The 22127-nt window shown below is 65.4% G+C and carries 21 protein-coding genes, 1 tRNA gene, 1 other RNA gene and 1 pseudogene; 18 read left to right on the top strand and 6 right to left on the bottom strand.

Features of this window, described 5'->3' with window-relative positions; all coding sequences use genetic code 11:
• Nucleotides 1–129: 129 nt before the first annotated feature.
• The 7 genes from AL755_RS14525 to AL755_RS14495 all read left to right on the top strand — a co-directional run bounded on the left by AL755_RS14525 (nt 130) and on the right by AL755_RS14495 (nt 5829).
• On the top strand, nt 130–549 hold the full coding sequence (locus AL755_RS14525) for a DUF3052 domain-containing protein (RefSeq protein ID WP_054011621.1): 420 nt from the start codon (nt 130–132) through the stop codon (nt 547–549).
• Nucleotides 549–1025, top strand: a complete 477-nt coding sequence (locus AL755_RS14520; protein ID WP_054011620.1) for a peroxiredoxin — start codon at nt 549–551, stop codon at nt 1023–1025. The genes AL755_RS14525 and AL755_RS14520 overlap by 1 nt, the downstream gene beginning before the upstream one ends.
• Before the next feature lie 2 nt (nt 1026–1027).
• Nucleotides 1028–1975, top strand: a complete 948-nt coding sequence (locus AL755_RS14515; protein WP_054011619.1) for an NAD-dependent protein deacetylase — start codon at nt 1028–1030, stop codon at nt 1973–1975.
• An 86-nt stretch (nt 1976–2061) separates the two neighbouring features.
• Nucleotides 2062–2137 (top strand) — tRNA-Val (locus AL755_RS14510).
• 444 nt (nt 2138–2581) lie between these two features.
• Complete coding sequence (locus AL755_RS14505) at nt 2582–3385, top strand: IclR family transcriptional regulator (protein ID WP_054011618.1); 804 nt, start codon at nt 2582–2584, stop codon at nt 3383–3385.
• A gap of 132 nt (nt 3386–3517) precedes the next feature.
• Nucleotides 3518–4873, top strand: coding sequence for an MFS transporter (locus AL755_RS14500; protein WP_054011617.1), 1356 nt, complete (start codon nt 3518–3520; stop codon nt 4871–4873).
• A 92-nt stretch (nt 4874–4965) separates the two neighbouring features.
• Nucleotides 4966–5829, top strand: a complete 864-nt coding sequence (locus tag AL755_RS14495; protein WP_082369325.1) for a class I SAM-dependent methyltransferase — start codon at nt 4966–4968, stop codon at nt 5827–5829.
• Nucleotides 5830–5909: 80 nt separating this feature from the next.
• Here AL755_RS14495 and AL755_RS14490 read toward each other — a convergent pair whose 3' ends face one another.
• Nucleotides 5910–6974: a D-2-hydroxyacid dehydrogenase gene (locus tag AL755_RS14490; RefSeq protein WP_054011615.1), complete on the bottom strand. Its 1065-nt coding sequence runs from the start codon at nt 6972–6974 to the stop codon at nt 5910–5912.
• 80 nt (nt 6975–7054) lie between these two features.
• Between AL755_RS14490 and AL755_RS14485 the strand changes: the two genes are divergently transcribed.
• The 4 genes and pseudogenes from AL755_RS14485 (at nt 7055) to gndA (ending at nt 11407) form a co-directional block, all read left to right on the top strand.
• Nucleotides 7055–7948: an NAD(P)-dependent oxidoreductase gene (locus tag AL755_RS14485; RefSeq protein WP_054011614.1), complete on the top strand. Its 894-nt coding sequence runs from the start codon at nt 7055–7057 to the stop codon at nt 7946–7948.
• A gap of 55 nt (nt 7949–8003) precedes the next feature.
• Nucleotides 8004–8774, top strand: coding sequence for an SDR family oxidoreductase (locus tag AL755_RS14480; RefSeq protein WP_054011613.1), 771 nt, complete (start codon nt 8004–8006; stop codon nt 8772–8774).
• A gap of 1 nt (nt 8775) precedes the next feature.
• Nucleotides 8776–9826: pseudogene (locus tag AL755_RS14475) on the top strand (L-idonate 5-dehydrogenase).
• Between the two features lie 144 nt (nt 9827–9970).
• Nucleotides 9971–11407 (top strand): NADP-dependent phosphogluconate dehydrogenase, encoded by a 1437-nt coding sequence (gndA, locus tag AL755_RS14470; protein ID WP_054011612.1) that lies wholly within the window; start codon nt 9971–9973, stop codon nt 11405–11407.
• Nucleotides 11408–11530: 123 nt separating this feature from the next.
• Here the strand turns inward: gndA and AL755_RS14465 are convergent, their stop codons facing one another.
• Complete coding sequence (locus AL755_RS14465) at nt 11531–12010, bottom strand: DUF4188 domain-containing protein (RefSeq protein ID WP_054011611.1); 480 nt, start codon at nt 12008–12010, stop codon at nt 11531–11533.
• Between the two features lie 67 nt (nt 12011–12077).
• Between AL755_RS14465 and AL755_RS14460 the strand changes: the two genes are divergently transcribed.
• Both AL755_RS14460 and AL755_RS14455 read left to right on the top strand, forming a co-directional pair.
• Nucleotides 12078–12653, top strand: a complete 576-nt coding sequence (locus AL755_RS14460) for a TetR-like C-terminal domain-containing protein (RefSeq protein ID WP_237762491.1) — start codon at nt 12078–12080, stop codon at nt 12651–12653.
• 138 nt (nt 12654–12791) lie between these two features.
• On the top strand, nt 12792–13673 hold the full coding sequence (locus tag AL755_RS14455; protein ID WP_054011609.1) for an SDR family oxidoreductase: 882 nt from the start codon (nt 12792–12794) through the stop codon (nt 13671–13673).
• Nucleotides 13674–13774: 101 nt separating this feature from the next.
• On the opposite strand, the gene epsC is transcribed toward AL755_RS14455, so the two are convergent.
• The 3 genes from epsC to msrA form a co-directional block, all read right to left on the bottom strand.
• Nucleotides 13775–14362 carry a serine O-acetyltransferase EpsC gene (gene epsC / locus AL755_RS14450; protein ID WP_054011608.1) on the bottom strand — a complete coding sequence of 196 codons (588 nt, stop codon included), beginning with the start codon at nt 14360–14362 and terminating at the stop codon, nt 13775–13777.
• 130 nt (nt 14363–14492) lie between these two features.
• A complete protein-coding gene (cysK, locus tag AL755_RS14445) occupies nt 14493–15428 on the bottom strand; it encodes a cysteine synthase A (RefSeq protein WP_054011607.1) in 936 nt (311 codons plus the stop codon).
• A 101-nt stretch (nt 15429–15529) separates the two neighbouring features.
• Complete coding sequence (msrA, locus tag AL755_RS14440) at nt 15530–16054, bottom strand: peptide-methionine (S)-S-oxide reductase MsrA (protein WP_054011606.1); 525 nt, start codon at nt 16052–16054, stop codon at nt 15530–15532.
• A 74-nt stretch (nt 16055–16128) separates the two neighbouring features.
• Here msrA and AL755_RS14435 point away from each other — a divergent pair, with 74 nt between their 5' ends.
• Both AL755_RS14435 and AL755_RS14430 read left to right on the top strand, forming a co-directional pair.
• Nucleotides 16129–17250 carry a Nif3-like dinuclear metal center hexameric protein gene (locus tag AL755_RS14435; RefSeq protein WP_237762490.1) on the top strand — a complete coding sequence of 374 codons (1122 nt, stop codon included), beginning with the start codon at nt 16129–16131 and terminating at the stop codon, nt 17248–17250.
• 52 nt (nt 17251–17302) lie between these two features.
• On the top strand, nt 17303–18040 hold the full coding sequence (locus AL755_RS14430) for a zinc ribbon domain-containing protein (RefSeq protein WP_054011605.1): 738 nt from the start codon (nt 17303–17305) through the stop codon (nt 18038–18040).
• Nucleotides 18041–18151: 111 nt separating this feature from the next.
• Here the strand turns inward: AL755_RS14430 and AL755_RS14425 are convergent, their stop codons facing one another.
• On the bottom strand, nt 18152–18916 hold the full coding sequence (locus AL755_RS14425) for a YaaA family protein (protein ID WP_054013080.1): 765 nt from the start codon (nt 18914–18916) through the stop codon (nt 18152–18154).
• 199 nt (nt 18917–19115) lie between these two features.
• On the opposite strand from AL755_RS14425, the gene AL755_RS14420 reads away from it, so the two are divergent.
• From AL755_RS14420 to AL755_RS14415, 3 genes are all read left to right on the top strand, one after another.
• The gene (locus AL755_RS14420; RefSeq protein WP_082369323.1) at nt 19116–20594 is read left to right on the top strand and encodes a glyceraldehyde-3-phosphate dehydrogenase; all 1479 of its coding nucleotides are present in this window, start codon (nt 19116–19118) and stop codon (nt 20592–20594) included.
• 42 nt (nt 20595–20636) lie between these two features.
• An RNA gene (gene rnpB, locus AL755_RS22100) (RNase P RNA component class A) lies at nt 20637–21016 on the top strand.
• A 364-nt stretch (nt 21017–21380) separates the two neighbouring features.
• Complete coding sequence (locus AL755_RS14415; RefSeq protein WP_054011604.1) at nt 21381–22118, top strand: hypothetical protein; 738 nt, start codon at nt 21381–21383, stop codon at nt 22116–22118.
• Nucleotides 22119–22127: the final 9 nt, after the last annotated feature.

The raw sequence follows: 22127 nt of genomic DNA, 5'->3' as shown, positions 1-22127 counted from the left end.
CCACATTGATGCAGGGCGGCAGGGTTTGCCGTTCTGCGGCGCGGTGTAGAGCCAAGATGGGCGCACCCCCTAGACTGGGACAGGTAAAACGTAAACCAACGCGGAAGCGTTGAACGCAGGAGGAATCACGTGAGCGACGCCGACGCCGGCACCGTAGCCAAGGTGGCAGGCAATTTGGGGTTCAAGGATGGGGATCTCATCCAGGAACTCGGATACGACGAAGACGTTGATTTTGACCTTCGCGACGGCATCGAGGACCTAATTGGCTCCGAAATGTTTGACGAGGACGACCACGACGTGGTTGACGCGATCATTTTCTGGTGGCGCCAGGACGACGGCGACCTCGTTGACGCGCTGGTGGATTCACTGACCACCCTTGATGAGGGCGGGATCGTGTGGATCCTCACCCCAAAGTCCGGCCGTGACGGCTATGTGCCGCCGGCGGAAATCCAGGAAGCCGCCCCCACGGCAGGTCTGCACGTGACCACCACGGCGGGCGTTTCCACAGACTGGGCCGCTACACGCCTGGTCCCGCGCAAGCGCCAGTAATGAACGACGCCGGCACGCACCGGAGCCCGGGGGTGGGGGACACTGCTCCCGACTTTGAGCTGGCCAACCAGTTTGGTGAGCCCATCTCCCTGGCGGCGCTGCGAGGCTCCACGGTGGTGTTGGTGTTCTACCCATTCGCCTTCTCCGGCATTTGCACCGGTGAGCTGTGCGAGTTGCGGGACAATTTCGGCCAATTTGCCGCACCCGATGTTCGGCTGCTGGCGGTGTCGGTGGACAGCAAGTACACCCTGCGCGCCTACGCGCAGGCCGAGGGGTATTCCTTTGACCTGCTGGCCGACTTTTGGCCGCATGGTGCGGTGTCCCGTGCCTACGGCGCTTTCGACGCCGACCGCGGCATGGCAGTCCGGAGCACCTTCGTGATCGATGCCTCCGGTGTCATCAAGGACGCATTCACCACGCCCACCGGCCAGGCCCGGCCCCTGGAACGGTACCGGCAGGCGTTGGCGGCGCTGTAACCATGGACGGCGTGCGCCCCGGAATCGGTGAGACGGGTTTTGTCCGGCCCGGCGCCTCCGGTTTGGACGCCGTCGACGGCGCCACCTGCGGTGCCACCCGGCTGACGGACGGGCAGGCCGCGGGCCTGGACCAGGTGCTCGCGCTCTTTGCCGGCAAACCTTTTGCCCTGCTGACGGGTGCCGGCCTGAGTACCGACTCGGGGATCCCCGACTACCGCGGTCCCAACGCGGCGCCCCGCAAGCCGGTGACCTACCAGGAATTCACGGGGGATCTCTCGCTGCGCCAACGGTACTGGGCCCGCAACCACCTTGGCTGGGCGCAGATGCACCGCGCCGCGCCGAATGCCGGCCACTTTGCCGCCGCAGCGTTGGAACGGCAGGGTGCCCTGACCGGCATCATCACCCAAAATGTGGACAGGCTCCACGAAGACGCCGGAGCGGCTAACGTGGTGGACCTGCACGGCCGTTTCGACCGGGTGGTCTGCCTGCAATGCGGTGAGGTGTATTCACGGGACTTCATCGCCACCATCCTGGGCGAATTGAATCCGGGCTTCCTGGCGGCCGTTGAGGCGGCCGGCGGAGCGGGGAGTGCCCCGGACGCGGACGCCGACCTGGAAAGCGAGGCGCTGATTGCCGCGTTCAGGATCGCCTCCTGCCCCCTGTGCGGCGGCATGCTCAAACCCGATTTTGTGTTCTTTGGCGAAAACGTACCCAAGGACCGGGTGGAACGTGCCTTTGCCATGGTCGATTCCGCCGGGGCCCTCCTGGTGGCCGGCTCCTCGCTGACGGTGATGAGCGGACTGCGATTCGTGCGAAAAGCCGTCAAGAACGGTGTGCCCGTTGCCATCGTCAACCGGGGTGCCACGCGCGGGGACGAATTGGCCGACATCAAGCTGGAGGCCGGCGTGGGGGAATCGCTGAGCTACCTTTCCGCCGCGCTGGGGCCCTGATTGGCGCAACGGTACAACATCGGGTACAGTAGTTTCTCGTTGGTCAGCCCGACAAGCGCACAGCTTGGAAGTCGAATCAATGAAATGGGTCTTTAGCTCAGCTGGTAGAGCGCCACGTTTACACCGTGGATGTCATCGGTTCGATCCCGGTAGGACCCACCAGCAAACCCGCTGGACCAAGGAATTTTCCTTGGTCCAGCGGGTTTTTTGCGTTTGACGGCGACGGCCGAACCGGAACGGACGAAGCAGCCCGCAGTGTCGACTTAAAGTGAAAGGCTCCTCGCCACAGCTATTGGGGGACGCTGTGGAGAGGAGCCAGTAAGAAAAATATATCCGGTCTTCATCGCAAATGCAAACCGCTGACCCGTTTTGTGAAAACGTGTCGTTAAAGTGGAGGACCCTCCACTGTGGCTATTGGGGGACGCCACAGTGGAAGGTCTGCACACGAATATACATGGATTGCCGCTCGCGCACAAGAGTGGACGTCCCACCTCTTCCCTTGGACAGTATGATGGTTAGTGTTCACTGCAATGAACCGTGTTTATTGTGGTGGCGGTGCGATGCTGCATGGATCGCGCCTCGTGATCCCCAGTGCAGAGGAATGACATGACTGAAACGCAGGCCCGCGCCCTTCGTGGTGCTGAAACCCTGGGAACATCGTCCCCCGCCCCGGCGGTGACCCGTGCCGCGGCGGTCCTTGATGTCATTGCCCAGTCCGACGCCGGCCGGCTCACGCTCAGCGACCTGGCCCGCGAACTGGGGATTCCCAAGTCCTCCACCTCAAACCTCCTTCAGGCGCTTGAGGACTCCGGACTCATCACCCGCGTGGGCGCCGACTATGCACTGGGCATCAAACTCGTTGAACTCGGCGCGGCCTACCTGAGCCGCCGTGACGAGGTCCGGGAGTTCTACCGCTTCTGCGAGCAGGCGCCGACGCTCAAGGGGGAGACCGTTCGCATTGCGATGCTCGACGGCACGAACGTCATCTACCTGGCCCGCTATGAGGGCCACCCCGCCGTGCGCCTGACCTCCAATATTGGCGACAAGATGGCCGTATCCCTGTGCGGGGTGGGCAAGGCGCTGATTGCCCGGCTCCACGACCATGACCTTGAGGAACTGTTCCCGGACGATTCACCCCTTCCGGTCATGACGCCGAAGTCGCTGACGACGGGCGCCGAACTCAAGCGGGAAATCGCCGTGATCCGAGAACTCGGCTACGCCCAGGAGGATGAGGAGTCCACCCTGGGTGTGGTGTGCCTTGGCGTTGCCGTGCCCACGAGGGGCGCCCACGGTCCGAGCCTTGGCGTATCCGTCACGGCGTTGAAGGCAACTTTTACGCCGGAATTGCGCGATTCCATGGTGGCGGAGTTGAAGGAGCTGGCCCGAACCCTGGGCAATCCCATGGGTTAGGGGAAAAGTTACGGCGGGCGCCTTGGCATGCCGTTCACTATGTTGTACGCTGTTCAACATAGTGATCGACATCTCAGGTGTCGTTGTCACCGCCAGGCCAATGGAGGCCTGCGCCGTTTCAAGGGAGAACAAGTGACTACTCATCAGCCTTCGCGGACCACCACCGCGGCAGACCCGGACTCTACTCCGGTTGACCCCGACCAGCTGCGGCGGGCGACGCTGGCCAGCTCTGTTGGCTCGGCGCTCGAATACTACGACTTCTACATTTACGGCCTGGCCACGGCACTGATCTTCGGGCCGCTCTTCTTTTCGCCGCTGGGCGATGCCGGCGCCCTGATCGCCTCCTTCGCCACCTATGGAGTGGGTTTCGCCGCCCGTCCCTTTGGCGGACTGGTCTTTGGCTATATCGGCGACAGGTTCGGCCGCAAGCAGGTCCTGCTGCTGACCATCGGCCTGATGGGCACCGCATCCTTCGCGATCGGCCTGCTGCCCACCTACAAGCAGGCCGGGATGGTCGGCGCCATCTTGCTGGTGCTGCTGCGGATCCTCCAGGGCCTGGGTGCCGGCGCCGAGCAGGCGGGCGCCACCACGCTCATTTCCGAGGTGGCCCCGCGGAAGCGGCGCGGCTTCTTCGCCGCCCTGCCGTTCGTCGGCATCCAGGTGGGCACCCTGCTCGGTGCCGGCACCTTCGCCCTGCTCGGCATGGCCAACCCGGCCGTCCTTGAAGGCTGGCTGTGGCGGGTACCCTTCCTTGCCAGCATTATCCTGATTGGTGTCGCCGTCTTCATCCGCCTGCGACTCAAGGAGACTCCCGTCTTCCAGGAGCTGGAGAAGCACAAGAACGTCAACAAGAACCCCATCGGCGTGCTGTGGCGGACGTCCAAGAAGAACGTGCTGATCGGCATCGGCCTGCGCATGGGCGAGAACGGCAACTCCAGCATCTACTCCACCCTGTTGGTGGCATTCATGGCCGGCAAGGGAGGCGTCTTCGATGGCGACAAGTTCATCGGCCCCACCGGCCTGCTGATCGCCGCCGGCTTCTCCGCCGTCATGGTGGTCGTCTTCGGCGCCCTCTCCGACCGGGTGGGCCGGGTCAAGGTGTACCGCTACGGAGCCCTTTTCCAGGCTGTCTTCGCCATCCCGGCGTTCTACCTGATCTCCCTCGGCAACGTCACCCTGGTGTGGGTGGTCATGAGCGTCGGCATCGCCCTCGGCGTGCAGTCAATGCTTGGCCCGCAGTGCGCCCTGCTGCCCGAGCTCTTCGGTTCCACCCACCGCTTCACCGGCGTGGCCATGAGCCGGGAGATCTCCGCCGTGTTTGCCGGCGGCATCGCGCCACTGGTTGGCGGCGTCCTGCTGGCCGCGACCGGTCACTCCTGGGTGGTCCTGGCCGTGTACTCCCTGGTCCTGGCGGGTATCTCCTTCGTCACCACGTTCTTCACCCCGGAAACCGTAGGCCGTGACCTGGTCCAGACCCGGGACGCGTAACGCGTAGCAGTACCAATGGAAGGCGCCTGCTCCGGCAGGCGCCTTCCGGCGTTAAGGGCCAGGGCTGCGGACCCCGCCGCTATGATCGAACCATGGACGGCGAAGGTGTTGGACCGGACGGCGCAGCTGCGCGAAAGGTTGAGCAGGACAGGGTAGCTGCGACGTCATTGTGGATCGCGGCGGCCCGGGCCGCCGAAACCGCCCGCCAGGACAGCCTTTTTAGCGACCCGTGGGCGGAATCGCTGGCGGGGGAAAGGGGCCGGGCCATGTTCGCCGCGGCCCCGGAGAATCCGTTCCTGCCCGTGCGGACCCGCTACTTTGACGACCGGATCCGTCAGGCCTGCCGGCCCGGCACCCAGCTGGTGCTGCTCGGGGCCGGAATGGACACCCGGGCATTCCGTCTGCCCTTGCCCGCCTCATGCGCGGTCTACGAACTCGACCAGGCCGGCGTGCTGGAGGCGAAAAACCACGTCCTTGACCGCGCTCACGCCGCCTGCGCCCGGACGTGCATTGTGGCCGATCTGGCGCAGCCCTGGATGCCGCTCCTGCATGCGGCGGGATTTGACCCGCGGCTACCCACTATCTGGATCGCCGAGGGTCTGCTGTTCTACCTCAGCGCCGCCGCCGTGGACAGCCTCCTGGCGGATACCGCCGAGATGTCCGCGCCGGGCTCGGTCTTCCTGGCCGACACCTTCGGCACCGGGCTGCTGGAGACGCCGGCCCTGGCGCCCCTGGTCCTGGCGCGCGACAAAAATGGTCGCGAACTGCCGTTTTGCACCGACGACCCGGGGGCGTTGTTCCGCTCGGCAGGCTGGTCCGGCGTCGACGTCGTCCAACCCGGGCAGCCGCGGGCCGACTACGGGCGCTTTCCACACGGCGCCGAAACCCGGACTCCCGACATGCCGGCCACGCTGCGCACCTACCTGGTGGCGGCGTCCGTGGGGCCCGCCGACTGAGGAACGGGCTGCCGGGAACAACGCACCGAGGGAGCCCCCGCAAAGCGGGAACTCCCTCAGGAAAAGCGGGCGCGCAGGGCCTAGTAGAAGTGCACGGGGTCCACCACGTGCAGCAGTGGTTCCCCGGCCTGGAAGCTGGCGAGGTTGTCGATGAACCGCTCGGCGATGAGGCGGTTTTCGGCGTCGCTCAGGGCGGAGGTGTGCGGTGAGACCATGACGCGCGGGTGGTTCCACAGCGGGCTGGTCTCCGGCAGCGGCTCCACGGCGAAGACGTCGAGGCAGGCGTAGGACACCTGGCCGTTCTCCAGGGCCGCCAGCAGTGCGTCCTCGTCCACCACGGTGCCGCGGCCCACGTTCACGAACACGGTGCCGGGCTTCATGGCGGCGAAGACCTCGGCGTTGAGCATTTTCTCTGTGTACGGGGTGCCCGGCAGGGTGTTGACGACGGCGTCGGCCGTGGCCACAAGCGCGGGCAGCCCGGCCGTGTCCGTCACGGTGTCGATGCCGTCGATGGCCTCGAGGTTCCGCTTGGTGCCGCTGACCTTCATGCCCAGGGCGCGGGCCAGCCGGGCAGTCTCGAGGCCGATCTCGCCCAGGCCCGTGACCACCAGGGTGGACCCATTGACTAGGCGGGTGGGCGTGCGCAGTTCCGGCCAGTTCTTGGCGGCCTGGTCCCGGGCCATCTCGGCCGTGCGCTTGAAGCCGTTCAGGATGCCCATGACGGCAAACTCGGCCAAAGGCAGCGAGTGCACGCCGGCCGCCGTGGTGACCGTGATCCGCTCCAGGGCTTCGGGCTCCAGCTTGGCGGCCTTGACGGCTCCGCCGGCTCCGGCGGCCATGGCCTGGATCCACTGCAGCTTTTCACTGCCGGCAATCTTGGCCAGACCGGCCGGGCTCTCGTTGGGTAAGCCGTACAGGACATCCGCGCTGTGCAGCATTTCCCAGTACCGTTCCTCCTGCGCGGGGGTCCGGCGGAAGGCGGGATCGCCGGAGTGGTCGGCCGGGAAACGCTCCGGCGGAAGCAGCTCCGGCTCATACAGGACGGTGACGGACGGGTGCGCGGCCCGGATGCTCTCGACATGCTCGGCTTCAAGCGGAACGGCAATCGCGACGGTGAGATTCTGAGGTGTCATGGTGTTCATCATACTGAATTGTGGATAGAATGCTGAACAGATGTGACGAAATGACGTCGGTCAACCACAAAGTAGTGAGGACTGTTGTTCAAATGACGCAACCCACCATCGGATTTGTCGGCCTCGGCTACATGGGTGCCCCCATGGCGGCGAATTTGCTCGACGCGGGCTGGCCCGTGACGGCCTGGAACAGGTCCCCGGCCGCCCTTGAGGCACTGGCGGCCCGCGGATCCCGCACCGCCGCGACCGTGGCAGAATTGCGCGACGCCGGCGTCATCATCTTCATGCTCCCGGATCTCGGCTTCATCGAAGACGCCGCGGCGCCGCTGCTCGACGCCTGGCGGGCCGTTCCGCCTGCGCCCGGCACCGTCGTCGTCGTCATGAGCAGCGTGTCGCCGCAGGGCGTGCGCGGCTTCGGGGACGCCGTGGTCCGGGCCAGCGGCGGCAACGCGGCCGTGGTTGACGCGCCCGTCAGCGGCGGCACCGTGGGCGCCCAAAACGGCACGCTCGCCATCATGGCCGGCGGCGACCAGGGCGACTTTGACCGCATCCGGCCCGTCCTCGACGCCATGGGCACCACCGTGCGCCTGCTGGGCGGGCTTGGCGCGGGCTCCCTCGCCAAGGCCTGCAACCAGCTCTTGGTGGGAACGACGACGGCGGCCCTCGCCGAGGCCGCCGAGCTCGCCGAACGCTCCGGCATGGACGTCGCGGCCCTGTTCGAGGTGCTGGCCGGCGGACTCGCCGGCAGCCAGGTGCTTACGCTCGCCGGGCCGCGGATCATCGCCAAGGACTACACGCCCACCGGCCCGGCCAAGTTCATGCACAAGGACCTCGGCTTCGTACTCGAAAGCGCCGCCGTCGCCGGTTCCGCGGTGCCCATGGCCACGGCGGGGCACGCGCTCTACGGGACGTTGAAGGAGCAGGGGCTCGGGGACATGGATTTGACCGTCGTCAGGGAGACCATTGCCCGGCTCGGCGGCCACTAGAACCCGCACGTTTTCCGCCAGTAAAGTTTTCGACCAAAACAGCTAAGGACAAGTAATGAGTGGACTCTTTGACCTGACCGGGCGCGTTGCCCTGGTGACGGGATCCAGCCGGGGGATCGGCAATTCGCTGGCCCGCGGGTTGGCCGAGGCCGGTGCCACCGTGGTGCTCAACGGCGTCAACACCGAACGGCTCGCGGCCGCAGAACAGGCCATGGCCGCCGATTTTTCCCCGGGACAGATCCGCTCCCATGCCTTCGACGTCACGAGCGACACGGCCGCCGCCGACGCGATTGCCTGGATCGAGGCCAACGTCGGCCCGCTGGACATCCTGGTCAACAACGCCGGCATCCAGCACCGCGTCCCGCTGCTGGACCTCGACGTCAAGGACTGGAACCGGGTCATCAACACGGACCTGACCAGCGCATTCCTCGTGGGCCGGGAGGCGGCCCGCGGCATGCTGGAGCGCGGCCGCGGCAAGATCATCAACATCTGCTCCGTCCAGACGGACCTGGCCCGGCCCACCATCGCCGCCTACACGGCGGCCAAGGGCGGCTTGCGCAACCTCACCCGGGCCATGACGGCCGAATGGGCCGCCGGCGGCCTGCAGATCAACGGGATCGCCCCCGGCTACATCCACACCGAAATGACGCAGAACCTGGTCGACGACGAGAAGTTCAACTCCTGGATCCTGGGCCGCACCCCGGCACGCCGATGGGGGACCGTCGCCGACCTGGTGGGTCCGGCGGTCTGGCTGGCCTCGGACGGCTCAAACTTCGTCAACGGCCAGACCATCTTCATCGATGGCGGCATGACGGTGGTGGTCTGAGATGGTGACCTTTGAGCTCCCCGCCAGCGCCCCCGCCGTCGTGGCCCACGGCAAGGAGGACCTCCGCATCGACGAGGTTCCGTTGACCGCCCCCGCCGCCCATGAGGCCGTCGTCGAGATCGCCTACGGCGGCATCTGCGGCTCGGACCTCCACTACTGGCTGCACGGTGCCGCCGGAGAGTCCATCCTGAAGGATCCCATGGTGCTGGGCCACGAGGTGGTGGGCGTGGTGGCCCGCGCCGCCTCCGACGGCACCGGCCCGGCCGCCGGAACGCCCGTGGCCGTCCACCCGGCGACCCCGGCCCCGGCGCGGCCAAATACCCGGCCGACCGTCCCAACCTGTCCCCGGGGTGCACCTACCTGGGCAGTGCCGCACGCCACCCCCACACCGACGGTGCCTTCCTGCGCTACGCCAACCTGCCCACCCGCATGCTCCGGGAGTTGCCGCCCACCCTGCCGCTGCGCCGGGCCGCCCTGGTGGAGCCGGCCAGCGTGGCCTGGCATGCCGTCTCCCGGGCCGGCGACGTGCGCGGAAAGTCGGTGCTCGTCGTCGGCTGCGGACCCATCGGCACCCTGGCCGTGGCCGTGCTCAAGCGGGCCGGCGCGGCCCACATCACCGCCGTCGACATGTATGACAAACCCCTGGAAATCGCCATGGCCGTGGGGGCGGACCGCGTCCTGAAGGCGAGCGACGCTGACGCCATCGCGGCCGTGGAGGCCGACGTCGTCATTGAGTCCTCCGGAAACCACTTCGGCCTGGCCTCGGCCATCAACGGGGCCGTGCGCGGGGGCGGGTGGTTATGGTGGGGCTGCTGCCGTCCGGGCCCCAACCCGTGGCCATCTCCCTGGCCATCACCCGGGAATTGGAACTGCTGGGATCCTTCCGCTTCAACGACGAAATCGATGAGGTCATTGCCGCGCTGGCCGACGGCTCACTGAAGGCCGATCCCGTGATCACCCACGAATTTGCCCTCAAGGACGGGCTGGACGCCTTCGAAACAGCCAGGAATTCGGCGGTTTCGGGCAAGGTCCTGCTCAATTTCGGGGCCTGAAACCACGCCCCCGGGCGAAGTTGACTATAACTTGAACAAATGTTCCAGCGGTGCAATATTCACCGACCCATCATGAAATCGCATGGGGAAGCTGCACGGTCACCGATAAGCTGGTCGAAACCGCTTGTCATCATTGGAGGAAGAATGTCTGCACAAATCGGCGTCACAGGACTGGCCGTGATGGGCGCAAACCTGGCCCGCAACCTTGCCCGCAACGGATACACGGTAGCCCTGCACAACCGTTCCGTCGAAAAGACCGATGCCCTGCTTGCCGCACACGGCGACGAAGGCAGCTTCGTGCGCACCGAGACCCTGGCTGAGCTTGTCGAGTCGCTGGAGAAGCCGCGCCGCGTCCTCATCATGGTCAAGGCCGGCGGCCCGGTTGACTCCGTGATCGATCAGCTGGTGCCGCTCATGGAACCGGGCGACATCATCATCGACGGCGGCAACTCGAACTTCCAGGACACCCGCCGCCGCGAAGCGGACCTGGCCAAGAAGGACCTCCACTTCGTGGGCGTCGGCGTTTCCGGCGGCGAAGAGGGCGCGCTGCTCGGCCCGTCCATCATGCCCGGCGGTTCCAAGGAGTCCTATGACGCCCTGGGCCCGCTGCTGGAGAAGATCTCCGCCAAGGTCGACGGCCAGCCCTGCTGCGCCTGGATCGGCACCGACGGCGCCGGCCACTTCGTCAAGATGGTCCACAACGGCATCGAATACGCGGACATGCAGGTCATCGGCGAGGCCTTCGACCTGCTCCGCAGCGCCGCAGGCATCGAGCCGGCCGCACAGTCGGAGATCTTCGCCAAGTGGAACGAAGGCCAGCTGGCCTCCTTCCTGATCGAAATCACCGCCGAGGTCCTGGGCCACGTGGACGCGAAGACCGGCAAGCCGCTGGTTGACGTGATCGTCGACTCCGCCGGCCAGAAGGGCACGGGCCGCTGGACGGTCCAGTCCGGCCTGGACCTGGGCTCGCCCATCTCCGCCATCGCCGAGTCCGTGTTTGCCCGCGGCCTCTCCAGCCAGCGCGACCAGCGTGCCATCGCCCAGGACGTCCTGGCCGGCCACGAGGTCTCCGTTGACCTGGGCGCCGACTTCGTCGAGGACGTCCGCCAGGCACTCTACGCGTCCAAGCTCATCAGCTACGCGCAGGGCATCGACATGCTCACGTCCGCCGCCAAGGAATACAACTGGGACCTGAAGCTCGACGAGATCGCGTCCCTGTGGCGCGGCGGCTGCATCATCCGCGCCGAGCTGCTCAAGGACATCACCAAGGCCTACGCCGCCGCCAACAAGCCCGCCAACCTGCTGTTCGCCCCGGCGTTCGCCGCGGAAATTGCCGAGGTCCTGCCGGCCTGGCGCCGCGTGGTGGCCACCGCCGTCCAGCTGGGCATCCCGGTACCGGTGTTCTCCTCCTCGCTCGCGTACTACGACGGCCTGCGCCGCAAGCGCCTGCCCGCCGCCCTGACCCAGGGCCTGCGCGACCTCTTCGGCGCCCACACGTACAACCGTGTCGACATCGAGGGCACGTTCCACACGCAGTGGAGCGGCGACAAGACCGAGATCGAAGCGGTAGACACCCACTAATCCCCACGCCCGTGGGCCCATACCGTGGGCTCAACTGTGACGCAGTAGTTGCTGGAAAACCATGAGTTTTCAGCAACTACTGCGTCACAGTTGTTTAAGGGGACGTACGACGGCGGAGCGCGGCTAGGCGCGGCCCATGCGTTGGCGGGCGGTGCCCGTTCCGCGGCCGATCGGTGTTTGTCGGGTTGCCGCGGCGAGGCCAAACAACGGCATGTCACTGTAGACCGTCTCCTGGTCCTTTACGTTGACTTGGTAGGTCTCGTGCCAGATGCCGACGTCGCCCGTTCCGGCGGACTCCCTCATGAAACGGCGCCAGGGCTCCAGATGCGGGGCATCACGATCGGCGGCAAAGCGCTGCAGGTGTTCGGGGCTCTGCCAGTAGGACAGCATTAACGTGGTCCGTCCGAACCAGCTGTGGAAGCCCAGAAGTCCTGACTCCGGATAGTCCATGAGATGTTTGAGCATGCGGGGCATGGCTGAGGCGGCCTGATAGGTGGGTCCAAGTGTCCACCATCGATTGGCGCGCATGCCGATCAGGAAAACAGTAACCGCGTCAGTGTCCGGAGACGCGGTGAACCGGCCCGGAAGTACGTGCTGTGCCATGGGATTCTCCTTGCGGGAGCCGTTTAATAACGCTGTTATGAAACGATGTTATGGCAGGATGGAAGGCATGGCAAGACCTATTCTCCATAACGATGAAGTGCGCTCCAGGCTGCTGGAGGAGGCTGCTGCGCTGGTGGCTGCCCGCGGTGTTGCCTTGGTGAGCCTGCGCGATATTGCCAGCGCGGCGGGCACATCCACTGCTGCCATCTACTCACTCTTTGGTGGGAAACGCGAACTGCTGACGGCCGTCGTAGATGACGGATTCGCGTCATTCGCGGCATCCCAGGCCGCAGCGGCACCCGAAGGGCTCCTGTCGCTGGGCCGGGCCTACCGCCGATGGGCGCTGGAGCACCCGTCCCTGTACTCACTGATGTTCACCGGATCACTGGGTGGCGTGGTTGACTGCCCGCCCACTCCCGAAGTCGCCAATGATGCCATTTCTCCTTTGGTGGCCGCCGTTACCAGCGGGCTGTCCGCATCCGGTTCCGCCGAGCCGCCCGCCGCCGTGGCCGGCGCCATTTGGGGTCAGGTCCATGGACTGGTCGGTCTTGAGCTGGCCAACACCCCGCTGCCGGGTGGTGATTGGGCGCAGGCGTACGAGGTTGCGCTACGAGGGATCGCCCGGGCGTATCTTGAGGCGTGAAAGCGCCGTGCGAAACGCACTGGCCACGCTCTTCCCATCGATAGCGCAGGGGGTGCGGAAAGAAGTTCCCGTAAAGCGATGACAGTGGCTGACATGCGGCGTTACACTGATGACAGCCACTGACATTAGGAGCTTTTCATGCAGATATTCATCACGGGCGCGTCCGGCTGGATCGGCTCGGCGGTCGTCCCCGAACTCATCAACGCGGGCCACCAGGTCCTTGGGCTTGCCAGGAGCGACTCCGCGGCCGCCGCCATCACGGTGGCGGGCGGCGAAGTGCTGCGCGGCGGACTCGATGACCTGGACACCCTGCGGGCCGGGGCAGCCGGCTCCGACGGGGTCATCCACCTTGCCTACGTCCATGACTTCAGCCGGGCGGACGATGCGGCAAAGGTGGACGGCAGCGCCATCACCGCACTGGGTGCCGCCCTTCTCGACTCGGGCAAGCCCCTGGTCATCGCCTCCGGGACACCGATGATCCCCGGACGGGCCGCTACAGAGCGGGACGATCCTGCGTGGGCAGGCCCCATGGCAGCCCGGGCCGAAAACGCCAGGGCGGCCCTGGCCCTGGCAGCCCGCGGCGTGAGATCGTCCGTGGTGCGGCTGCCCCGTTCGGTGCACGGTGACGGTGACCTCCACGGCTTCATTCCCCGGCTGGTGGGCCTCGCCCGAGAGTCGGGTGTCTCCGGGTACGTGGGGGACGGCTCCAGCCGCTGGCCTGCAGTCCACGCAAAGGATGCCGCGCGGCTGTTCCGGCTCGCCCTCGAAGCGGCACCGGCCGGATCGGTGCTGCACGCCGTGGGCGATGAGGGCGTTGCCGTCCGTGACTTCGCTGGCGTGATTGGCCGCCGCCTTGGCCTGCCCGCGGCCTCCAGGCCCGCCGAGGACTTCGGCTTCCTGGGGGCGCTCCTCGGGGTCGACATGTCGGCATCCAGCACCCTCACCCGGGAGCTGATGGGGTGGCAAGCTGTGCAGCCGGGGCTCCTTGCGGACCTCGAGCAGGGGCACTACTTCGCCTGAGCGGCCGTCGTCGTCCTCATGGCGCCGTCGTCCTTAAACACCTGTGGCGCGGTGACTTCCGGAAACCGGTAGTCACCGCGCCACAGGCGGCCAAGGCGGGGCTAGATCCACATGGCGGGATCGATGTATTCGGCCGGGTCCACGGCCGGGGCCATTTCACGCTTCTCGTCCCGATGCCGCCACGTCGCCGGGATTCCGGTGATGATGGAATTGGCGGGCGCATCCTTGACGACGACGGCGTTGGCCCCCACCGCCGAATCGTCACCGATGTAGATGGGGCCCAAAACCTTGGCGCCGGCACCAATGGTGACCCGGTTGCCGATGGTGGGGTGCCGCTTGACCTTCGCCAGGGAGCGGCCGCCCAGCGTGACGCCGTGGTAGATCATGACGTCCTCGCCGATTTCCGCGGTCTCCCCGATCACGACGCCCATGCCGTGGTCAATGAAGAACCGCTTGCCCACTGTGGCGCCCGGGTGGATCTCGATCCCCGTGGCGAAACGGGCCAGTTGGGACAGGGCGCGCGCCGGGAACCGGAGGGACGGGTTGGCCCACATCTTGTGCGTGAGCCGGTGTATCCAGATGGCGTGCAGCCCGGAATAGACAAAAAAGTTCTCCACGGAACCGCGGGCCGCCGGGTCATGTGACCGGGCGGCCTCGAGGTCCTCGCGCAATCTTGCGAAAAATCCCACAGACTTCTTTCCTGTATGAAGGTGTGCGGCCCCGTACCTGGGCCCCAGTTTTGGGGCCCGAGTTTGGGCCCCCGCTGTCCAGGTTCCTGATACATCGCGCCAGCGATGTGTCAGGCCGGACAGTAGGGGATTAGCCGCGGATGTCGTCGTAAAGCACGGTGGAGATGTAGCGCTCACCGAAGTCGGGCACCACGGCCACGATCAGCTTGCCGGCGTTCTCTTCGCGCTTGGCAAGCTCCAGGGCTCCCCAAACGGCGGCGCCGGCGGAGATGCCGCCGAGGATGCCTTCCTGGGTGCCCATGGCGCGGGCAACGGCCACGGAGTCCTCCAGGGTGGCGTCGAGGACTTCGTCGTAGATGCCCTGGTCGAGGACCTCGGGGATGAAGTTGGCGCCCAGGCCCTGGATCTTGTGCGGGCCGGGTGCGCCGCCGTTGAGGATGGCGGAGTCGATCGGTTCCACTGCCACGATCTTCACGCCGGGCTTGCGGGACTTCAGGAGCTGGCCGGCGCCCGTGATGGTGCCGCCGGTGCCGATGCCGGCCACCAGGATGTCAATGGCGCCGTTGGTGTCTTCCCAGATTTCCTCGCCGGTGGTGGCGCGGTGGATGTCCGGGTTGGCCTGGTTGGCGAACTGCTGGGCCCAGATGGCGTTTTCCGTGTTGGCCACGATTTCCTTGGCCTTTTCCACGGCGCCGCGCATGCCCTCGGAGCCCGGGGTCAGCACGATCTCGGCACCGAAGGCGCGCAGCATGACCCGGCGTTCGGTGGACATGGTCTCGGGCATGGTCAGGATGACCTTGTAGCCGCGGGCCGCACCCACCATGGCCAGGGCGATTCCGGTGTTGCCGGAGGTGCCCTCAACGATGGTTCCGCCGGGCTTGAGTTCGCCGGACTTTTCCGCGGCGTCGACAATGGCCACACCGATGCGGTCCTTGACGCTGTTGGCCGGGTTGTAGAACTCGAGCTTCACGGCGACAGTGGCGTTCAGGCCCTCGGTGAGTCGGTTCAGGCGCACCAGCGGCGTGCCGCCAACAAGCTGGGTGACATTGTCGTAAATACGTCCCATGGAAGGTCCTGTTCTAAGAATTTCAAGGAATGACGGCCACGCGAACCGTGTGGCCCAAAAGTGTACTTATGCGCCAGCGTAACGAGCCGGATGCCCGGTTTCTACGCGGTGAGCCACTCTGCGTAATGTTTTCTCACTTTGGCGATCTTTGGGTTGATAATGACCTGGCAATAACCCACTCCCGGGCGTTGTGCGTAAAAGTCCTGGTGGTAGTCCTCGGCCTCATACACGTCTCCCAACCGGGTCACCTCGGTCACGATCGGATCGCGCCAGTTGGGCTGGTTGCGCACAATCGCGGCACGGAATGCGGCCTCGTCCTCGGCGTTCGTGTAGAACATGGAGGACCGGTACTGGGTGCCCGTGTCGTAGCCCTGCCGGTTCAAGGTGGTGGGGTCGTGCTGGGTGAAGAACATGTCCAAGATGACGTCGGCCGGAATCACCGTCTCGTCGAAGGTCACCGCGACCACTTCCGCGTGCCCCGTCATGCCGGAACAGATCTGGTCATAGGTGGGGTAGGGAATGGCCCCGCCGGTATATCCGGACACCACCGATTTCACCCCCTTGGTCATTTGGTACACCGCATCCAAACACCAGAAGCAACCGCCGCCCAATACAAAAGTTTTCACATCCATGTATAAGTCGGGTGCCGGCGATTTGATTCCCGGGCGTGGCCTGCCCCACTGCGCACTAAGCTAGAAACATGAGCATGGAACCAAGCGATCCCAGGCACGACGGCGAATCAGGCCCGGGTGCCCCCGGTGCCGAGGCGCCGGCCGGCTATGTTGCACCCGAGGACGCCACGGAGCACGCGGATCTTGACCTAGCCGTCGCCGATTCCCGCGATGAGCAGTTCGACGACGAGCTGCCCGAGGACGAACTGCCCGAGGACGGCGCCCTTCCGGAGGCTCCGGCGTCGTTGGCGGCCCAAAGCCTTGCCGCGCCCGCGGCAGGAGGCACCGCCGAGCTCGGCGCGGAGGAGCTGGACACCCCCACGTTGTCCGAGGTGCTGCTGGCCGTGGAGGAACTCTGGCCCGAATCGCTAGCCGAGGATTGGGACCGTGTGGGCCTGGTTGCAGGACGCCCGGATGCCGACGTCGACCGCATCATGTTCGCCGTGGACCCCACCCTCGAAGTCATTGACGAGGCCCTTGAGTGGGGCGCCAAACTGCTCATCACACACCATCCGCTGCTGCTCAAGGGCGTGAACTCGGTGGCTGCAACGTCCGGGAAGGGCCGTGCCGTGCACCGACTAATCGAGGGCGGCTGCGCGCTCCTGACCGTGCACACCAACGGTGACAGTGCCGTGGGCGGGGTGTCGGACGTCCTGGCCGACGCCTTGGGCCTGGTGGACGCCGCCCCCCTGATGCCCGCCACGCATGGCCTGGTGGAGGAGGGGATTGGCCGGGTGGGCATGCTGCCGGGCGCCGAAAAGCTTGGCGACCTCGCCGCCCGGATCTTCCTGACCCTGCCGTCCGTGGCCGGGGGAGTGCGCGTGGCCGGAGACCGCGACGCGCTGGTCCACAAGGTGGCCGTGTGCGGGGGCGCCGGGGACAGTTTGTTCGACGCCGTCCGGGCCAGTGACGCCGACGTGTTTGTGACGGCGGACCTGCGTCACCATCCGGCGTCGGAAGCCCGTGAAGCGAGCTCGGACGGCCGGCCCTACCTGATAGACCTTTCCCACTTCGCCAGCGAGTGGCTGTGGCTTCCCGCCGCCGCCCAGGCGCTGGGCAATGTGTTGGCGGACCAGGGGTTCGAGGCGGAATTGGCGGTCAGCCAAACCAACACGGATCCGTGGGACTTTATCCTGACGCCCGGCAACTAGGCTGGCATCAGGGAACGTAGAACATCAATGTTGGTCCAGCAGGAGGAAATACATGGCTAAGGCAGCACCGGCGGAACAAATGCGCCTTTTGGACATTGCGGTTTTGGACGGCAAATTGCGTGGCCTGGACGTCCAGGCGAAAGCGTTGAAGGAAGACCCCCGGCTGCCCGATCTGCACGCGGGCGTCACGGTCGCGAAGAGCGATCTGGTGGTCCTGGACACCGCCGTCAGCGACGCCACCCGCGCCCTGACCAAGTCCGAGGACGACGTCGCCGCGGTCGCGGCCCGCATTGCCAAGGACGACGCCAAGCTCAACAGCGGTACCGGACTCTCCAAGGACCTGGTGGCACTCCAAAGCGACATCGAATCCCTCACCAAGCGCCGGGGGGAGCTGGAGGACGTGGAGCTCGAACTTATGGAAAACCTCGAGGCCGCCACCGCCCGCCAGGGAGCGCAGCAGGCGCTCGTGGCGCAAATGCAGTCAGTCCTCGACGAGGTGGTGTCGGAGATCCGCGGAAAGCTTGGCGCGTTGCGTATGGAACGCGATGCCACCGCCGGCGAACGCGCCGAATTGGCAGCCACCTTTGAGCCGGCACTGCTGGCGATCTATGACCGCACGCTGGCCAAGTACGGCGTTGGCGTGGCACGGCTCTTTCACGGCACCTCCGAGGGTTCCGGCATGCAGCTGAGCCCCGGCGACCTCGCCGCCATCAAGAATGCGCCCGCCGACGACGTCGTATTCTGCCCGGATTCGGGCGCCATCCTGGTCCGCTCGCCCGAATGGAACTAGCCCACCGCTGAAATAGCCCCCCGCGTCTATGTTGCAGTTGTTGGACGAAAAACCCCGAAAATCGGGCAAATCGGTCCAACAACTGCAACATAGACCTGGACGAGGGCGTTGTCAGTCCTCGAGGATGATGTTGAGCATGTGGGCCTTGCGGGCCGTGCCGGGCACCAGTTCAACCTGCCACTTTTCGGCGGCGGCCTTAGCCAGCTGCTCCGGCGTCTCGGGAGCCTTGCCGCGCCGGGTGAGCAGGTGGCGGGCCAGTTCGCCGCGCGTGTGCTTGGCGAAGTGCGAGACCACCTTGCGGGTGCCGTCCCGTTCCGTGAACACATTAACGGCCACGGTGCGTTCGGGTGCGGGCACCCACGCCGCCGCGTAGGTGCTCGACCGGCAGTCCACCAGCAAGTGCGCCGTGCTGAAGTCCTCAAGTGCGCGGGCCAGCTTGGGTTTCCAATAGCTTGCCAGTTTTCCCACGCCCGGCAGGCCCACCGACATCGAGAGCCGGTACGCCGGGATCCTGTCCGCGAACCCCACGGCGCCCCACAGCCCGGAGACAACCACGACGGCGTCGTCCGCCTTGCGCTTCTGGGTGGGCGTCATGCTGCGGTAGCCCAGGGCGTCGTAGAGGACCCCCGTGTAGATGCTGTGCGCCGGGGCGGCGGGTTCATGGGCCAGGCGGGTGTTGCGCAGCACCTCGTGGGACAGCGACGCGCCCACGCCCAGGTGTGCCAGCGCGTCGTCCTGGGCGGAGACGGCGGCAAGGGCTTCGGCCACATCCTGCCGTGCCGCCGTCAGCTCCGGAAAGTGGAGTTGTTCCAGGTCAACGGGGTCGCCGGCGTCGGCGGGGGTCTTGCCTTCGGACGGGGGAAGCAGAATCAGCACCATGAGAGCTTATCGGTAATGAACGGTGGGGCCATGCGACCGAGGGGCCCGCTGCTAGCGAAGCAAGGTGTGGAGGTCGTGGGTGGGGATAGACCGGTCTAGTGAAGTGCCTCACGGAACTCGCGGGTAACCGTGTGGCGCTGCCTAAGATGGTCTCGGCCTAAACCAAGGGTGTTTTGGGCTAGAAAAGGTTATTTACGTGACAGTGAACAGTGACGCCGCGCTCGATTCATGGATCCAGCGCGAAACCATGGCGGAAGCAATGATTCCGTTGATTGGCCGCCTCTACCGCGAAAACAATGTGGTGACGAGCATCCACGGCCGTTCCCTGATTAACCAGTCCGTCATCAGCCTGCTCAAGGCGCACCGCTTCGCGCGGCAGATTGACGAGGTTGAACTTCCCGTTGAGGAAACCCTGCCGCTGCTGGAAGCGTTGGTGACCCTGCAGCTGGGCGCCGCATCCGTCGACCTCGCCCGCTTGAACGCCCGTTACAAGGAGGCCGGTGCCGGCCAGACCCTGGAGGCGTTCCTGCGCACGGAACTGGCCGACGTCGTCGACCGTTTCGGCTTTGACGAGCGCGACTGCACCGACGTGGTGCTGTATGGCTTTGGCCGGATCGGGCGCCTGCTGGCCCGCATCCTCATTGAGCACTCCGGCGGCGGGCACGGCCTGCGCCTGCGCGCCATCGTGGTGCGCCGCGGCTCCGACGCCGACCTCACCAAGCGTGCGAGCCTGCTGCGCCGCGACTCCGTGCACGGTCCGTTCAACGGAACCATCACGGTCGATGAGGAAAACAACGTCATCCTCGCCAACGGCACGGCCATCCAAGTTATCTACTCGGATGACCCCACCTCCATCGATTACACCGCGTTCGGGATCAACAACGCTCTGGTGGTCGACAACACCGGCCGCTGGCGTGACGAGGCCGGGCTGTCCCAGCACCTGCTGAGCCCCGGCGTCGCCCGTGTGCTGCTGACCGCGCCGGGCAAGGGCGCACTGAAGAACATCGTGCACGGCATCAACCACGGCACCATCACGGACGACGACGTCATCGTCACCGCCGCGTCCTGCACCACGAATGCGATCACGCCCGTGCTCAAGGCGCTCAACGACAAGTTCGGCATTGTGCACGGCCACGTCGAGACGGTGCACTCGTTTACGAACGACCAAAACCTGACCGACAACTTCCACAAGGGCGACCGGCGCGGACGTTCGGCGGCCCTGAACATGGTGCTGACCGAGACGGGTGCCGCCAAGGCCGTCGCGAAGGCCCTGCCGGAGCTGGAAGGGAAGCTGACGGGCAACTCCATCCGCGTCCCAACCCCGGACGTGTCCATGGCGATCCTGAACCTGACGCTGGAGAACGGCACCACCAAGGACGAGGTCAACACCTACCTGCGTGACATGTCGCTGAACTCGGAACTGCGCAAGCAGATCGACTACATCGATTCCCCCGAAGTGGTCTCCACTGACTTTGTGGGCTCCCGGCGTGCCGGCATCGTCGACGGCCTGGCCACCATCAGCACCGACAAGAACCTGGTGCTCTACGTCTGGTACGACAACGAATTCGGCTACAGCTGCCAGGTGGTCCGCGTCATGGAGACCATGACCCGGGTGCACCCGAGGGCATTCCCGGACGCCGCTCCGGTGGGCTTCGAACGGGTGGGCGCGCTGTAGCGTCCCGGCAGTTCCTTCCGGACGGTACACTAGGTAGCTGGATAGGGCAGCTGGGCAACCGCGAGTCGCGCAAGTGATTCGAGGAACGTCCGGGCTCCACAGAACGGGGTGGTGGGTAACGCCCACTCGGGGCAACCCGCAGGAAAGTGCCACAGAGAATAGACCGCCCGCCGGCCGCAAGGCCGCGCAGGTAAGGGTGAAACGGTGGTGTAAGAGACCACCAGTTCCCCAGGTGACTGGGGAAGCTCGGTAAACCCCACCCGGAGCAAGGCCAGACAGGGCATGACTGAGGGCTGTTCGCCCGAGTGCCTGGGTAGGCTGCTAGAGGGCGTCGGCAACGGCGTTCGTAGATGGATGGTTGCCTCTCCGCAGCGGGTAACGGCTGCGGATGACAAAACCCGGCGTACAGGCTGCCCTATCCACAAAATGGCGTCTTTGCCCCTGAATTTCAGGGGTTTAGGCGCCATTTTTGTGCCGAATACCCTCAAATTGCTACTAGGGAGCTTTCCTATCTTTTTGGGGTTTTGAGGACACCTTCAGGGTTGAAACTCCCTGAATACTCCCCGGCTATTGGTGGCTGGTAAGGAAAGGCGTCGTGGCCGCAGTATTGGCTGCAAGTGGCCCAGATTTTCGGGAAGTCGTATGCGTGCCATCTAATTGTCAGGCGCGCAACAGGAATGCGATCGGGGACATCCTGGCTGTTATTCTTGTGCTTCATCTCACGCATATTATTCCTTTGGGGGAACAATGTCTCGACGCATTTTTGTGCCGCTTATGGCGCTAACCATGGCAGCCGGGCTCGCCGTTTCCGGCAGTCTGACAGCGAACGCTGCACCGTTCACGACGGCATCGCCGATGGCAGCGGCGCAGGCCACCAAGCCAGTAGTGACGAAAGTCGCAATCAATAAGATCCCGACCATCAAGGTGGACAAGAAGACCAAGCGGGCTGTGGTCAAGCCGGTCGTCAAGTCGTCCGGTCAGGTTCAGATCGCGTCTTCCAGGATCACCGTGAAGCAAGGTAGCCGGATCGTGGCGAAAAACGTGCCCTCGGCCAGCCTGGCGGCAGGTAAATATCAGGTCACCACCACGGCAAAATTCAAAACCTGGACCAACAAGACGACGACCAGGGACGTCAAGTCGACAACGCTGGTGTCGAACGGCAGCAAGCTCGTCAAAATGAACTGCAAGGTTGTCAAGGTTGAACCCCACTACACCGAAGGGTACGACGTTGACTTGCTGTTCCTGGAATGCACCGGTGCGTTCGATGGTGTCTACAAGGCCCGAGCCGGGTATTTCCCGTATACGGACAACAACTGGTACGTTGCCGGCCAAATGATTTGGGGTGATTCGTTTCCGGAAGAACCGAACATCCGCCCGATCCTTGGATCACGGTTCACCACGAATGTGTATCCCTTGGAACGCAAGGTTTACAAGACGACAATAACGAAGAAGTCGACCGTCACCAGGGTTTGGTCCAAAGAGCAAGCTAAGGTTTTGGCGCAGACCCTGTCCGTAGTGAAGTAGATGGTTCCT

The sequence above is a fragment of the Arthrobacter sp. ERGS1:01 genome, assembly GCF_001281315.1.
In the GTDB taxonomy this organism is placed as follows: Bacteria; Actinomycetota; Actinomycetes; order Actinomycetales; family Micrococcaceae; genus Specibacter.
This window is presented reverse-complemented; position numbering and strand designations above follow the sequence as displayed.

Bases quoted from the DNA above. Each gene is read 5' to 3' on its own strand.
- AL755_RS14520 (WP_054011620.1), top strand. From the start codon at position 549: ATGAACGACGCCGGCACGCACCGGAGCCCGGGGGTGGGGGACACTGCT.
- AL755_RS14515 (WP_054011619.1), top strand. From the start codon at position 1,028: ATGGACGGCGTGCGCCCCGGAATCGGTGAGACGGGTTTTGTCCGGCCC.
- AL755_RS14505 (WP_054011618.1), top strand. From the start codon at position 2,582: ATGACTGAAACGCAGGCCCGCGCCCTTCGTGGTGCTGAAACCCTGGGA.
- AL755_RS14495 (WP_082369325.1), top strand. From the start codon at position 4,966: ATGGACGGCGAAGGTGTTGGACCGGACGGCGCAGCTGCGCGAAAGGTT.
- AL755_RS14490 (WP_054011615.1), bottom strand. From the start codon at position 6,974: ATGATGAACACCATGACACCTCAGAATCTCACCGTCGCGATTGCCGTT.
- AL755_RS14485 (WP_054011614.1), top strand. From the start codon at position 7,055: ATGACGCAACCCACCATCGGATTTGTCGGCCTCGGCTACATGGGTGCC.
- AL755_RS14480 (WP_054011613.1), top strand. From the start codon at position 8,004: ATGAGTGGACTCTTTGACCTGACCGGGCGCGTTGCCCTGGTGACGGGA.
- gndA (WP_054011612.1), top strand. From the start codon at position 9,971: ATGTCTGCACAAATCGGCGTCACAGGACTGGCCGTGATGGGCGCAAAC.
- AL755_RS14465 (WP_054011611.1), bottom strand. From the start codon at position 12,010: ATGGCACAGCACGTACTTCCGGGCCGGTTCACCGCGTCTCCGGACACT.
- AL755_RS14460 (WP_237762491.1), top strand. From the start codon at position 12,078: ATGGCAAGACCTATTCTCCATAACGATGAAGTGCGCTCCAGGCTGCTG.
- AL755_RS14455 (WP_054011609.1), top strand. From the start codon at position 12,792: ATGCAGATATTCATCACGGGCGCGTCCGGCTGGATCGGCTCGGCGGTC.
- cysK (WP_054011607.1), bottom strand. From the start codon at position 15,428: ATGGGACGTATTTACGACAATGTCACCCAGCTTGTTGGCGGCACGCCG.
- AL755_RS14435 (WP_237762490.1), top strand. From the start codon at position 16,129: ATGAGCATGGAACCAAGCGATCCCAGGCACGACGGCGAATCAGGCCCG.
- AL755_RS14430 (WP_054011605.1), top strand. From the start codon at position 17,303: ATGGCTAAGGCAGCACCGGCGGAACAAATGCGCCTTTTGGACATTGCG.
- AL755_RS14415 (WP_054011604.1), top strand. From the start codon at position 21,381: ATGGCAGCCGGGCTCGCCGTTTCCGGCAGTCTGACAGCGAACGCTGCA.